At 53.8% G+C, this 13,723-nt stretch carries 13 protein-coding genes; 9 read left to right on the top strand and 4 right to left on the bottom strand.

Annotation, left to right across the window (positions count from 1 at the left end; all coding sequences use genetic code 11):
- Positions 1–10: 10 nt before the first annotated feature.
- From GRX64_RS17545 to GRX64_RS17530, 4 genes are all read right to left on the bottom strand, one after another.
- Positions 11–2,236 (bottom strand): DUF1631 domain-containing protein, encoded by a 2,226-nt coding sequence (locus GRX64_RS17545; protein ID WP_166269116.1) that lies wholly within the window; start codon positions 2,234–2,236, stop codon positions 11–13.
- Positions 2,237–2,432: 196 nt separating this feature from the next.
- A complete protein-coding gene (locus tag GRX64_RS17540) occupies positions 2,433–3,035 on the bottom strand; it encodes a Yip1 family protein (RefSeq protein ID WP_166269114.1) in 603 nt (200 codons plus the stop codon).
- A gap of 141 nt (positions 3,036–3,176) precedes the next feature.
- Complete coding sequence (locus GRX64_RS17535) at positions 3,177–4,460, bottom strand: HlyC/CorC family transporter (RefSeq protein WP_166269112.1); 1,284 nt, start codon at positions 4,458–4,460, stop codon at positions 3,177–3,179.
- Between the two features lie 83 nt (positions 4,461–4,543).
- Complete coding sequence (locus GRX64_RS17530; protein ID WP_166269110.1) at positions 4,544–5,350, bottom strand: cytochrome C assembly family protein; 807 nt, start codon at positions 5,348–5,350, stop codon at positions 4,544–4,546.
- Between the two features lie 167 nt (positions 5,351–5,517).
- Between GRX64_RS17530 and ffh the strand changes: the two genes are divergently transcribed.
- From ffh to thrC, 9 genes are all read left to right on the top strand, one after another.
- Positions 5,518–6,903, top strand: a complete 1,386-nt coding sequence (gene ffh / locus GRX64_RS17525; RefSeq protein ID WP_166269108.1) for a signal recognition particle protein — start codon at positions 5,518–5,520, stop codon at positions 6,901–6,903.
- Between the two features lie 148 nt (positions 6,904–7,051).
- A complete protein-coding gene (rpsP, locus tag GRX64_RS17520) occupies positions 7,052–7,294 on the top strand; it encodes a 30S ribosomal protein S16 (RefSeq protein ID WP_166269106.1) in 243 nt (80 codons plus the stop codon).
- A gap of 29 nt (positions 7,295–7,323) precedes the next feature.
- Positions 7,324–7,851 carry a ribosome maturation factor RimM gene (gene rimM / locus GRX64_RS17515; protein WP_166269104.1) on the top strand — a complete coding sequence of 176 codons (528 nt, stop codon included), beginning with the start codon at positions 7,324–7,326 and terminating at the stop codon, positions 7,849–7,851.
- 3 nt (positions 7,852–7,854) lie between these two features.
- A complete protein-coding gene (trmD, locus tag GRX64_RS17510; protein ID WP_166269102.1) occupies positions 7,855–8,613 on the top strand; it encodes a tRNA (guanosine(37)-N1)-methyltransferase TrmD in 759 nt (252 codons plus the stop codon).
- 24 nt (positions 8,614–8,637) lie between these two features.
- Positions 8,638–8,994, top strand: a complete 357-nt coding sequence (gene rplS / locus GRX64_RS17505) for a 50S ribosomal protein L19 (RefSeq protein WP_166269100.1) — start codon at positions 8,638–8,640, stop codon at positions 8,992–8,994.
- A 119-nt stretch (positions 8,995–9,113) separates the two neighbouring features.
- Positions 9,114–10,016 (top strand): site-specific tyrosine recombinase XerD, encoded by a 903-nt coding sequence (xerD, locus tag GRX64_RS17500; RefSeq protein ID WP_166269301.1) that lies wholly within the window; start codon positions 9,114–9,116, stop codon positions 10,014–10,016.
- Positions 10,017–10,177: 161 nt separating this feature from the next.
- A complete protein-coding gene (locus GRX64_RS17495) occupies positions 10,178–10,924 on the top strand; it encodes a DsbC family protein (protein WP_166269098.1) in 747 nt (248 codons plus the stop codon).
- 81 nt (positions 10,925–11,005) lie between these two features.
- Positions 11,006–12,307, top strand: a complete 1,302-nt coding sequence (locus GRX64_RS17490; RefSeq protein WP_166269096.1) for a homoserine dehydrogenase — start codon at positions 11,006–11,008, stop codon at positions 12,305–12,307.
- A 12-nt stretch (positions 12,308–12,319) separates the two neighbouring features.
- The gene (gene thrC / locus GRX64_RS17485) at positions 12,320–13,720 is read left to right on the top strand and encodes a threonine synthase (protein ID WP_166269094.1); all 1,401 of its coding nucleotides are present in this window, start codon (positions 12,320–12,322) and stop codon (positions 13,718–13,720) included.
- Positions 13,721–13,723 lie beyond the last annotated feature (3 nt).

The raw sequence follows: 13,723 nt of genomic DNA, 5'->3' as shown, positions 1-13,723 counted from the left end.
GAAGGCTAGCCTATCCTGTATTGCGCCGCAAGCTACCCATGACGGCGTCCAGCGCACGGTCCATGAGCGCGCCATGCTCGAGGGTTGTCAGTCGGCCGCGGCGCATTTCGTGTGCCAATTCCGTCCGAGTTTTCTCAATTACCTTCAGGCCCATTCTGTTGACGAAGACAAAGCAATTGGCTTCTTCTATGACGGCAGAGAGCTTGCAGCGGAAGCTGGCGCCATTCACCAGATTGAACTCCACCCAATTGCCCACCTCAATCGCATCAACCTGTGCAACGAATTCAGCAATGGCGGCGTCTTCCAGTTCTTGCTGATTTTTGTCGGCGGCCTCTTGAGCGATTGAGGCTTCATCCTGAGATTCTGGCTCACCCGGCATCTCCTTCGCCTCGGTGAAAGCGTGGGCGCGGAAGGCCTCTGTCAGCTCATGCTTAAATTCGGACATCATTTCGTCGAGCTTAGTGGAATTGTAGGACACTTCCTCCAAGCCGGCGCGGAGTGACTTGAGTAGTCCTGGAACAACCCGCACCCACTGATCGCGCTCTTGGTCTTCAATGTGAGGGTGAAGGCACCAAATGAGGTCATCCACAACCCTCACAGCCTGATTCCAGCGATGTTCAACATCGTTTCGCAGGTACGCCAGAAACATGACGCGGCTCCAACCTTGGAGGAGTATATCCTGTATAGCGACGGGCACCCTGTGTTTGGACAATCGATCCTGCAACAGTTGGTCGACGGTTTCTTGTGCTTTCTGTGATTTGATTCGGCCCCGCTCGGATTCCCTGGTGCGTTGCTCAACCAATGTCGCTTTGCGGTTCTCTCTCGAGAGAAATTGATCAAATTCTTCGCCCAATCTCTCAAACAGAGCGATGTCGCCGTCAAACTCGTTCAGGATCCGCACTACGATGGTGTGGATTTGCTCGTATAATTTGTCACGGGTTTTCTCGTCGGCGTCGCTCCAGCCAATGCCTGCTCGTGCCAGCGCGTTCAGCAGTTTACGTGCCGGGTGTGTGGCCTTGCTGAAAAACGACCTGTCCTTGATCACGACTTTGAGAATAGGAATTTGCAAGCGGCTTATGAGGACCTGAATAGGCGCAGACAGGTTGTAATCGTCAAGAATAAATTCAAACAGCATGGACACGAGGTTGATTAAGTCCTCGTCCATCTCGTTCAGGGCGGGCTTTTTGCCATCAACTGGTTGCGCTTTGCCTAATAGTTGCTCGATCAGAGATTGCAAATCAACGACTAGAGGCTCGCCGGCGCTCAAATTGCCATCGAGTTGCTGTGGCTGCTGTGGTGGAAGCGCGGTTAATAGCTGAAACAGTTCCGCGCCGCCGATGACATGGAGTGAAGGATCGGCAGATCTGGGCCCTTGGCTGCCAACGCCGCCGGCACGCTGCTGGGCCAGAAGCTGGCGGATTTGCCCAAAGAACGCTTCATCCCGGGGAGATTCTGCCTGCGCCGGTTGACGATGCGCCTCAGTTGATGTTTTGGGTTCGGGGTTGCTCTCGGGTTCTTTGGCCCGGACTTGGTCGCCGGTCTTGCCATGGTATCGGAAATTCGGAATGACGCCCGCTTGAACCAAAATCCGGTTCGCTTCATCTAGAAGCATGCCGAGGTTGGACACCACGTAACGGTCAAATTGCTTCAGCACAATCAACCGTTCGCGAATCTGGATCTCCAGCGCCTGAGCCGCTTCGATAAAGGCACCGCATAGATGTTCCGGCGCCATAGGGTTAACCGGGTCTGTTTCATTGGCGTCCGGGTAAATGACACTGAATCGGGTTTGCAGCTGAATCAGTGGCCCCTGAAAATAGGCGCGGGCCTTGCTCACCATGGCGTTCAGGGCCACCTGTTCTTCCAGCTCATCATTATGAACCAGCGAAAGGCTGTCCGCGGTTTGACGCGCGTTTTGGTCAGTGTTACTGATATCGGAACTTCGTGGGGGCTGGCCAAACAGTTTTGCTACGGCAGACTGGAAGTGCTTCTCGACGCCTTTGCGCTTGATGCGAATTTCTCGCATGGCTTCAAAGTAACGGTTCTGTTCGTTATTGCTGCGGGCATTGTTGGCGAGTTCGAACAGAGAGTCGTCCACAGCGTCAAATGCGCCCTGGAGCAGATCCCCAAGTCCGGCCACAACGGTATCGCGGATACGGGCAACTTCCTGTGGTACTTTCACAGTCGCCCCCGGGCCTTTGTGCTCATGGAGATAATGTATGCCGGACTGCTTATTCATGGCCGACTCCTGTAATGCCTCAACCGGATACATGACCGAGCGTAGCTATTTGATTTTTTATTATACGTCTAATCTACCGCAATTTAGCGTTCGGTAACATGAACAAATGCTTAGGAAACCCCCTCCGTGGATACAAAACCGGGGCAGCTAAGGACCGCCCCGTCAATCAAGTCTGTCGTGTTCTGAGCCTGGCAGATCAACTGACGTACACCGGGCCGACCCCCATGCTCCAGATGACAACGCTTATTGCAAGCAGGCCGACAAACATGACCAGGCCAACGGTCAACACGGATGATGCGAACATAAAGCCCCGGTCTTCCGGTATTTTCATCAGTATGGGCAACCCCTCGTATAGCAAATAGACCGAGTAGGCAATGGCAATCAGACCGACCAGCATGTTCACCCAAATGTTGGGATACACCGCAATTACGCCCAGCAAAAAGACGGGTGTGGCGGTGTAGGCGGCCAGTATGACCCCTTTAGGGTTGTCGTTTCGCACGTCATAGGTTGCCGCAAAAAAATCAATGAAACGTCCAATGATATAAACGCCTGCCAACATGGCCGCATAGAACAGGATGCAAAGCTGCAGCGCGCTCCCCGATGTCAGGCGGATAATCTGTCCGTCGCCAATCTGCCAACCTACCTGAGTCGTTCCGTAATAACCTGCAGCAGCAGGTATGAGTGCCAATAACAGAATATGTCCAAGATACAACATCCCGATGGATTCGGAATCCTTGCGGATAGCCTCCCACTCCCGATCCGGGTGCGTGAGCAGTCCAACCGTATGGCCTAGACTCATGGATAAAGCTCCTGTTCTTATTATGGTAAATTCCAGCTTTAGTGTTGGTATTTCACCGGGGCAGGTCAAGCGAATGATTAAAATTTGATCTTTCTAACGGTTGCGCGGTTATAACTTAAAGGCATATATCCGAGCGCTGCCTTACGCCCGGTTGGATCGCTTTTTACGCCGCAGGGGAGGGTGAACAATGGCGGCCTTCACAACGTTGTCTTTAATTTGCAGGACTTCTACCCGATGGCCTTTCACTTTCAGACAGACGTTGGTTTCGGGAATCGTCTCCAGTTGCTCGGTAATAAGTCCGTTCAGGGTTTTGGGCCCGTCAATGGGCAGCTTCCAATCCAGAATCTTATTGATTGTGCGCACCGCAGCCGAGCCATCAATAATGTAGGTGCCGTCGTCCTGGGGAATGACGTCAGGGCTGGTGGCTGAATAATCGGTGGTAAATTCACCGACTATTTCTTCCAGAATATCCTCCAGGGTGGCAATGCCCAGCACATCGCCATACTCATCTACCACGATGCCAATGCGTCGTTTGGCTTTTTGAAAGTTGATCAGTTGCGTGTTCAGGGGGGTGCTCTCAGGAATAAAGTACGGCTCACGGCACAACTGCATGATCATGGCTTTGTTGATGTCGTCCTGCAGGAGCAGTTTTGAGGTGTTGCGCAGGTGGAGCATGCCCTGAATGTTGTTGACGTCCCCTTTGTAGACGGGCAGTCGCGTGTGTTGACTGCTGCGGAGTTGGCGCAATATGCCGTCCAGGTCGTCATCAAGATCAATTCCCACAACCTCGTTGCGTGGCACCATAATGTCGTTAACCGTGACTTTCTCAAGATCAAGGATGCTGACCAGCATGTCTTTGTGCTTGCTGGGGATAAGGGCACCCGCTTCATTGACGAGCGTCCGGAGTTCCTCCCGACTCAGGTGATCATTGGCTATATCGTCGGGTGAGATCCGGAGGATTTTTAGGATAAGGCCGGTAAACAGATTGACCATCCAGACAAACGGGTACAGTGCTTTTAGCAATGGACCCAGTATGTGACTGGCGGGAAATGCAATTTTTTCAGGGAACAGTGCCGCCAGGGTTTTGGGTGTCACCTCGGCAAATATAAGGATCACAATGGTGAGCAGTATCGTGGCGATAAAGATGCCCGCATCTCCCCATAGCCGGATGGCGATTACGGTCGCGATCGACGATGCAAAGATGTTGACAAAATTGTTGCCGATCAAAATGACGCCGATGAGCTGATCGGTTCGTTTCAGGAGGTTGTTGGCCCTTCTTGCGCCTTTGTGGCCGGTTTTCGCCAGGTGTTTGAGACGATACCGGTTCAACGACATCATTCCGGTTTCGGAACTCGAGAAAAAGGCGGATAGAATAATAAGCCCCGCGAGGAGGGAAAACAGCGCCGTCAGCGATGCCTCGTTCAAGAAGACTGATCCTTTTATTGCAGATAAGTAGCGAAAATAGGGTTGTAGGCAAGTCGTGTCAAGAAAATCGCTGAACGGATCATTCAGCCACCGCGCTGGAAGATCAGTTCAAGTACAAATTTGCTGCCATAAAATCCGATCATTAGCAGCAGGCAACCAGCGAGCGTCCATCGGCTGGCTGTGATGCCGCGCCAGCCCTGAGTGTATCGGCCGATCAGGAGGCCAACAAAGACGGCGAGGGACATCAGAGAGAAGAGCGTTTTATGGGCCAGGTCCTGAACAAAGAGGTCATCCACAAATATGGAACCTGTGATAATGGCCAAAACGAGCAGGATGACGCCGGCCCAAACCATTTCAAACAGCAAGGACTCCATGGTTTGAAGCGGCGGCAAGTTGCGAATCAGCAAGCTGTTGTAATTTTGCTTCAACTGGCGGTTCTGAAAATACAGCAGTAAGGCTTGCACAGCTGCCAGGCTGAAAAGACTGTAGGCTGTTACTGATAGGGCGATGTGCGATAGCATGCCCCAGTTGTCCTGCGCCACAAACCTCGGTGGCGAATGGAATATTAATATGAACACGACCGTAAGCCCGGCCAGAGGGTAAATGGCGAGAAATAGGCTTTGTACTGGTTTGCGAAGGTTCAGGATCAGAAGCAGCGCCACAATAAGCCACGAGATCAGTACGGAGCTTTGAAAAAAACCGAGATTAAACGCGCCCTGAGATCGGACGGTCTCCCAAATGAGGACGCCGTGGCTGGTCAATGCCAGCACGCCGATCAGCGTCATGATGGTAACGCTGGTATGAACCCTGCCCCGAAAACTGAGGGCCTGCAGCGCGGTTCCGATGCTATAGAGAAATAAAGTGGTTACCGCAAGAATCAGGGTTCCCATGACATCCTTTTGGTCAACTTACCGGTTACTAAGTAGGGTTGGGTAGTACTGAATTGACCGGGTTGGTCGTTTCAGGGCAATAGTCTGGGTATAATGTCGCGATTGTGCAACCGGAATCAACCGGTTCCTCGCTCACACGTCTACTATCAGGGGCATTGAATAGCGCCATGTTTGAAAACCTGACCGATCGACTGTCCGGCAGCCTGCGGAAAATATCCGGCCAGGCCCGGCTCACAGATGACAATATTAAAGAAACCTTGCGGGAAGTTCGCATGGCTCTGCTCGAAGCAGATGTCGCGTTGCCTGTGGTTAAAGCGTTCATTGAAGGTGTGCGTGAGAGGGCAATTGGCCAGGAGGTGATGCGCAGCCTTACACCAGGCCAGGTTTTTGTCCGGGTTGTCCAGGAAGAGCTTGAGCGGGTAATGGGTGCCGGCAACGAAGGTCTGAACCTGGCGACCACCCCGCCGGCCGTCATTATGATGGCGGGTCTGCAGGGCGCTGGTAAGACGACGACCGTAGCCAAGCTGGCCCGGCTCCTGAAAGAACGCCAGAAAAAGTCAGTGATGGTGGTCAGTGCCGACATCTACCGGCCGGCGGCGATCAAGCAGTTGGAAACGCTGGCGGGCGAGGTTGGCGTCGCTTTCCATCCCAGCAGTGCAGACCAGGACCCGGTTGCTATCGCCGAAGGCGCGATCGATGCCGCCCGGAAAAAACACATTGATGTCGTTATTCTCGACACCGCCGGTCGCTTGCACATAGACGAGCATATGATGGGCGAGATTGGTCGTCTGCATAAAGCGGTGAACCCGGCTGAAACGCTGTTTGTCGTGGATGCCATGACGGGCCAGGATGCGGCCAATACCGCCAAGGCTTTTAACGACGCCTTGCCGCTGACCGGTGTCGTGCTGACCAAGACGGATGGTGATGCCCGGGGCGGCGCAGCATTGTCAGTGCGGCATATAACCGGTAAGCCGATTAAGTTTTTGGGTATCGGTGAAAAAGTCGATGCCCTGGAGCCGTTTCATCCTGACCGGGTGGCATCGCGCATACTGGGTATGGGTGATGTGCTTTCTTTAATAGAGGAAGCCGAACGCACTATTGATAAAAAGAAAGCGGATAAGCTCACCAAAAAGATCAAGAAAGGCAAGAGCTTTGATTTAGAGGATTTCCGCGATCAGCTCCAGCAAATGAAAAATATGGGTGGCGTCGGAGGCTTGATGGATAAGTTGCCCGGCATGGGGCAAATGGCTCAGGCAGCCCAGCAGCAGGTCAATGACAAGAGCATGGGGCAGCTTGAGGCAATCATCTGTTCCATGACCCCCAAGGAGCGGCGCTACCCGGATGTGATCAATAACTCACGCAAACGCCGGATTGCATCTGGCTCGGGGACACAGATTCAGGATGTGAACCGTCTGCTGAAGCAGCATAAGCAGATGCAGAAAATGATGAAGAAATTCAGCAAAAAAGGCGGCATGGCCAATATGATGCGCGGCATGCAAGGCATGATGCCGCCGGGCGGTGGAGGGGGTGGAATGCCTCCATTCGGTCGTTAGTAGAAATCAGGATGGTTTGCCTGTTTTCTTCGCCGGGGTTTTAGCATAGAATAGCGCCCCTTTCGAGTATGGGTCTCCGCGTTAGCCGCGAATAACGGCAAACGCGAGTCGTACAAAGTTCGTACAACAGAACAGGATATTGGTCGAAATGGTAATAATTCGTCTGGCTCGTGGTGGCTCTAAGAAGCGCCCGTTCTACCATCTGACAGTCACTGATAGCCGGAAGTCCCGTGACGGCCGCTTCATTGAACGCGTTGGATTCTTCAACCCGATTGCACGTGGTCAGGAAGAGCGCTTGCGCGTTGACCGTCAGCGCGTTGAGTTTTGGCTAGGCCAAGGCGCGCAGACCAGCGAGCGTGTAACACAGCTGCTGAAAGGCGCTGCTGAGTAATTGTTGAGTAAGACGCTGGGGTAAAAGCCATGACACAGAGTTCGCAGGAAACTGTGGTTGGCCGGATAACCGCAGTGTTTGGGGTCAAAGGGTGGCTGAAGGTCTACTCTTACACCGACCCCTTGGAAGGCATTCTAAACTACCGTCACTGGACAGCAGTCTTCGAAGGCAAGCGCATGTCGCTGGAGCTCGAAGAAGGTCGTCGGCAGGGGCCGGGTATCGTGGTCAAGCTGAAAGGCATAGACGACCGCGATCTTGCAAAAACTTATTGCGGCGTTGATATCGTGGTGCCGAGAAGTGAATTGCCCGAGCTACCGGACGGTGAGTTTTATTGGTACCAGCTTGAAGGGCTGCATGTTGAAACAGTCGACGGTCAAAACCTGGGAACTGTTGGGCATCTCCTTGAAACCGGTTCCAACGACGTGTTGGTGGTAACGCCATCGGACACGTCGATCGATCAGAAAGAACGTTTGATTCCGTATCTCCCGGAGCAGGTTGTCAAGTCGGTCGATCTTGAATCCAATCTGATGGTTGTGGACTGGGATGTGGAGTTTTAACGGGTGTGGATTGGCGCGGTCAGTCTGTTTCCGGAAATGTTCAATGCGGTAACCGAGTTTGGCGTGACCGGTCGAGCGGCCCGAGAGGGGCTGTTGACCTTGACGAGCTGGAACCCGCGAGACTATGCCCACGACCGTCATCGAACCGTAGATGACCGGCCGTACGGTGGCGGTCCCGGTATGTTGATGAAAATTCAGCCTTTACGGGATGCCATCGAAGCAGCGAGGAAGGCTGCGCCCGGTAACGCCTGTGTGGTCTATTTGTCGCCGCAGGGCGAAACATTGAATCAGTCGGTTGTTGAGTCTTTGGCAGCCGAGCAGCAACTGATTTTGGTGGCAGGGCGTTATGAAGGCGTTGATGAACGTCTGATATCGGCCGAAGTTGATCGCGAAGTGTCGCTGGGTGATTTCGTTTTGTCCGGCGGTGAACTGGCGGCGATGGCGATCATTGATGCGGTAACGCGTTTGATTCCAGGAGCGCTGGGTCATGCGCAGTCGGCGGAGCAGGATTCGTTCGCTGACGGTTTGCTGGATTGCCCGCACTATACTCGTCCGGAGATATACGAAGGTGAGTCGGTGCCGGAGGTTTTGCTAAGTGGTCACCATGATCAAATCCGGCGTTGGCGGCTGAAACAGTCGCTAAGGCGAACCCGGGAGCGACGCCCCGACCTGCTGGAACAGCGGGTGCTTACGGACGAAGAGCGTGAGCTGCTGGAAGAACTTTTTAATGAACCGGGTGCCTCTGAAACTTCAGGGCATTAAAAGATTGAGTATCAGGAGCATACGATGAGCGGCAAGAACAACATCATCAGTCAGATCGAAAATGAACAGATGACCAAGGAAATCCCTGCCTTTGCGCCGGGTGATACCGTAGTGATTCAAGTTCGTGTTACCGAAGGAAACCGTGAGCGTCTGCAGGCGTTTGAAGGCGTTGTCATTGGTAAGCGTAACCGCGGTATGAACTCTTCTTTCACTGTTCGTAAGATTTCTTACGGCGTGGGGGTTGAGCGTACTTTCCAGGCTTTCAGTAAGTTGATCGACAGCCTCACCGTCAAGCGTCGCGGTGACGTTCGTCAGGCCAAACTCTACTACCTCCGTGACCTGTCTGGTAAGGCAGCCCGTATCAAAGAAAAACTGGGCTGAGTCGTCGCTGTTCAGCGATGATCATTCCAGCTTTGGTATAAGCGGAAGAAGAGGGCAGCCTAATGGCTGCCCTTTTTTGTTGGTTGCGACGGGTGCGCGCCGGTATGACAAGTCATGAAATGACACCAGAAGACGAGCAACTGGTAAGCCAGTTTGTTGATGCGCTATGGCTGGAAGATGGCCTTGGTGAAAAGACGCGTATGGCTTACCGCAGTGATTTGATGCAACTGGCGCGATGGCTGGCAACACAGCCAGGCGCAACAAGTCTTTCGGGTGTTAGCCGGACGGTGCTTCTAGGCTGGATTGCGCGGGGATTGGCGGAGGGGTGTAAGACCTCCACCGCGGCTCGCCGTCTTTCAGGTATCCGACGTTTTTATCGTTACTTGCTGCGAGAGGGGCTGGTCAAGGAAGATCCAACACTGAGAATTGATAGCCCTCGAATTCCAAGGCGGCTACCGGACTCATTGTCTGAGCAGGATGTTGAAAGTCTGCTGAAAGAACCTGATGTTGAACGACCGCTGGAACTTCGGGATCGCGCGATGCTGGAAATTCTGTACGGTTGTGGCTTGCGGGTCTCGGAGCTGGTGGCGTTAAGAGTGGATCAGGTCAATCTGAGGCAAGGGGTTGTCCGCATTGTAGGCAAGGGTAATAAAGAACGGCTGGTGCCGTTGGGTGAAGAGGCCGTAGATTGGCTATTGCGCTATATGCGTGAAGGACGTGCCGAGTTGCTCAAAGGTCAGCCTTCCGATGCGCTGTTTCCGGGCAATCGGGCGCAGGCAATGACGCGCCAGACATTTTGGCACCGGGTCAAACTTTACACTGGGCGGGCAGGGATTCAGAAGCATTTGTCGCCACATACCCTGCGTCACGCGTTTGCGACCCACTTGCTCAACCATGGAGCGGACTTGCGAGTGGTGCAGATGTTGCTGGGACATTCGGATCTGTCCACAACGCAGATTTACACTCACGTTGCTCGCCAGCGTCTGCAGGTCCTACACCAGGCCCACCACCCCAGAGGGTGAAAGAATATCAACCGCGGACCGGCGATGGCAGGCGACTATCAGAATGACTTGGTATACTGAACTTTTACCTTGAGGCGATGTCAGGTTTGCACGGTAAAAACGGACTCGCAACGACTATTGCTTGCGTGTGGCAGCACTACTTTCTAAAGACAGGATGACGTATGACTGACCAGATTAGGCGTTTACAGCGAATTGTATGCCTGGCACTCGCCGTGGGTTTGGGGGCATGGGCGACGTCCGCGGCGGCCGATGTGGCGACTGAATTATCGGAACGGCTGAGCAAAAATATTCCAGGTTTGCAAGTCACCAATGTCCGCGAGTCAAAAGCCCCCGGTTTGTATGAGATTGAAACCAGTACCGGCGAGACAATTTATGCGACCCCCGACGGCGAGTTTTTGTTAACTGGGGACCTGTTACAAATCACGCCGTCCGGAATCGCCAATGTCACTGAGGCCGGGCGTGCGGATCGGCGGGTAAACATCATGAATTCCTTCGGTAAGGAGGGGGCTATCCATTACCCGGCCAAAGGCGAACAAAAAGCTGAAATTGCCATCTTCACAGATATTGACTGCCCCTATTGTCGCAAACTTCATGATGAGATGTCGCGACTCAACGAGTTGGGTATTGCCGTCAATTACTTTGCTTTTCCACGCTCCGGCCCGGGTACTCCTTCGTTTAAAAAATACGAAGCAGTCTGGTGCTCTGACGACCAGCAAGCCGCCATGGACGCGGCAAAAGGTGGTCGGCAGGTTGCAGCAAAATCCTGCGAAAATCCTGTTGGGAAACAATTCGAGCTTGGCGGTCGTGTTGGTGTAACAGGAACGCCGGCCATTATTCTTGAAGACGGAAAAATGGTTCGCGGGTACGTGCCCGCCGACAAGTTTGCCGAAGGGTTGGGTCTGCTTTAAGACCTATGCCGGTTTTATGGAGCCTGCTAAACGGTATACTATGCCCGCGCTCGGCAATTCATCAGCAATAGAGGTGTCAGTTTGAAAGAAGTCAGGGTCGGAATCTGTGGATTGGGAACTGTGGGCGGCGGTACGTTTAATGTACTTGCGCGTAATGCCAGCCTCATTGCCGGGCGAGCCGGGTGTAATATTCGTGTGGCCCGAGTGGCGACGCGGACGCCTCGTGACGACATTCAACTGGGCGACATTCCTTTCAGTCGGGATGTGTTTGACGTGGTCAATGATCCTGACATTGACGTGGTTGTCGAGCTTATTGGCGGGTATGACGTCGCCAAAGAGTTGGTGATGTCTGCCATCAAAAACGGCAAACACGTTGTGACCGCGAATAAAGCGCTGATTGCCGTGCATGGTAACGAGATATTTGCGGCCGCTGAGGAAAAAGGCGTCAGCGTGGCCTTTGAAGCAGGCGTTGCGGGCGGCATCCCGGTGATCAAGGCCATTCGTGAAGGTATGGCAGGCAACCGCATTGACTGGATCGCCGGCATTATCAATGGCACTGGCAACTACATCCTGACCGAGATGAGAGCGGGTCGCGCTTTCGAGGAGGTGCTGAAGGAAGCTCAAGCGCTGGGCTATGCCGAAGCGGACCCGACCTTCGACGTTGAAGGCATTGACGCAGCGCACAAGTTGACCATTCTGGCCTCCACCGGTTTTGGCGTTCCGCTTCAGTTTGAACGTGCCTACACCGAAGGTATCTCGCAGATAACCCCTTACGACATCGCCCATGCCGAGCTGCTTGGCTATCGCATTAAGCACCTCGGTATTGCCCGTCGCCGTGACAGTGGCATTGAGCTGCGCGTGCATCCCACGCTGGTGCCGCAAAGTCACCTTATTGCGCAGGTTGATGGCGTGCTCAACGCCGTTCTGGTGGATGGTGACGCGGTTGGTCAGACCATGTATTACGGCCCCGGTGCGGGCGCTGAAGCAACCGCCTCCGCCGTCATAGCCGATATCGTGGATGTCGCCCGCACCGTGGTTTTCCAGAGCGGTCAGCGAGTGCCTTACCTCGGCTTTGATTCATCCGCACTGGAAGATCTTGATGTGTTGTCGATGGAAGATATCCAGTCGGCCTACTACCTGAGAATTCAGGCCCTGGATCGCCCGGGAGTGCTGGCTAACGTCGCGTCGATTCTGAGTGAACATGGCATCAACATTGAATCCATCATGCAGAAAGAGTCTGAACTTAAAGATGGCAAAATTCCGGTGATCATTCTGACGCATACGGTTCAGGAGCGTCAGATTAATCGAGCCATCGAAGACCTTGAAGCGCTGGCGGATATTGAAGGTCATGTCATCCGCATCCGTGCAGAAAACTTTAATTAACAGGAATGAACGGTGAGATACATCAGCACACGCGGCGCTGCGCCGGCACTGGGTTTTGAAGATGTCCTGCTGACGGGGCTGGCAACCGATGGTGGCTTGTATGTGCCAGAGTCGCTGCCCCACTTCAGCCTGGAAGAAATTCGAAGCTGGCGTGGTTTGCCCTACAGCGAGCTGGCGTTCAACGTAATGTACCCATTTGTGGAAGACGCTATTCCAGCGGCGGATTTCCGTACCATGCTGGAAGAAACCTACGAGGTGTTCGCACACGATGCGGTCGCACCGCTGGTCCAGCTCAATAGCAACGAGTGGGTGCTGGAGCTGTTCCGTGGGCCGACACTCGCGTTCAAAGATTTTGCCCTGCAACTGCTGGGGCGCTTGCTTGATTACGTACTTGAAAAGCGTAAGCAGCATGTCGTGATCATGGGGGCCACCTCAGGGGATACCGGCTCTGCTGCGATTGAAGGTTGCCGTCGGTGCAAGCACGTGGACATTTTTATTCTGCATCCCCACGAGCGTGTTTCTGAAGTACAGCGTCGGCAGATGACCACGGTCACCGGAGATAATATTCACAACATTGCGGTGCGTGGCAATTTTGACGACTGTCAACGAATGGTCAAAGCAAGCTTTAACGACCAATCCTTCTTGGGTGGAAAAACCCAGTTGGCGGCGGTCAATTCGATTAACTGGGCGCGTATCATGGCCCAGATTGTCTACTATTTTCACGCCTCATTGGCGCTGGGCGGCCCCGATCGCAGCATGGCATTTTCGGTGCCAACCGGTAACTTTGGCGATATATTCGCGGGTTACCTCGCGCGTCAGATGGGGCTTCCGATCAGCCAGCTGGTGATTGCAACCAATCGCAACGATATTTTGCATCGGTTCATGAGCGGTAATCGCTACGAGCAGCATCAATTGGAGCACACACTGACGCCCAGCATGGACATTATGGTGTCCAGCAACTTCGAGCGTTTGTTGTTTGATCTTTACGGGCGCGATGGGGCGGCGGTTAAATCATTGCTGGAAGAGGCGCAGACAGGCCCGGTCAGCATTGATGACTACCGCTGGAAGCATGTGCGCAAACTGTTCGACAGCGACGCAGTCAGTGACGAGGCAACGTGCGATACGATTCGTGAGATCTACGAGCGTAACGAGTACCTGCTGGACCCACACACCGCGATCGGGGTTCGGGCGGCGCGGAATTGCCGCCGCGACCAGAGTGTTCCGATGATCACTCTGGGTACGGCGCACCCGGCCAAATTTCCGGATGCGATCAGGCAGTCGGGCGTCACGGTCGAGCCAGCGCTACCGAAGCATATGCATGATTTGTTCGAGCGTGAGGAGCGCTATACAGTTCTGAACGACGACATCCACGCTGTTCATGGCTTCATGTTGGAGCACTGGAAGCATGCCTAGTCG

Origin of the sequence: Marinobacter caseinilyticus (assembly GCF_011074955.1) — a bacterium.
Taxonomy (GTDB): Bacteria; Pseudomonadota; Gammaproteobacteria; order Pseudomonadales; family Oleiphilaceae; genus Marinobacter; species Marinobacter caseinilyticus.
Note: the sequence above shows the minus strand (reverse complement) of the source record. Positions and strands in the feature narration are given on the sequence as shown.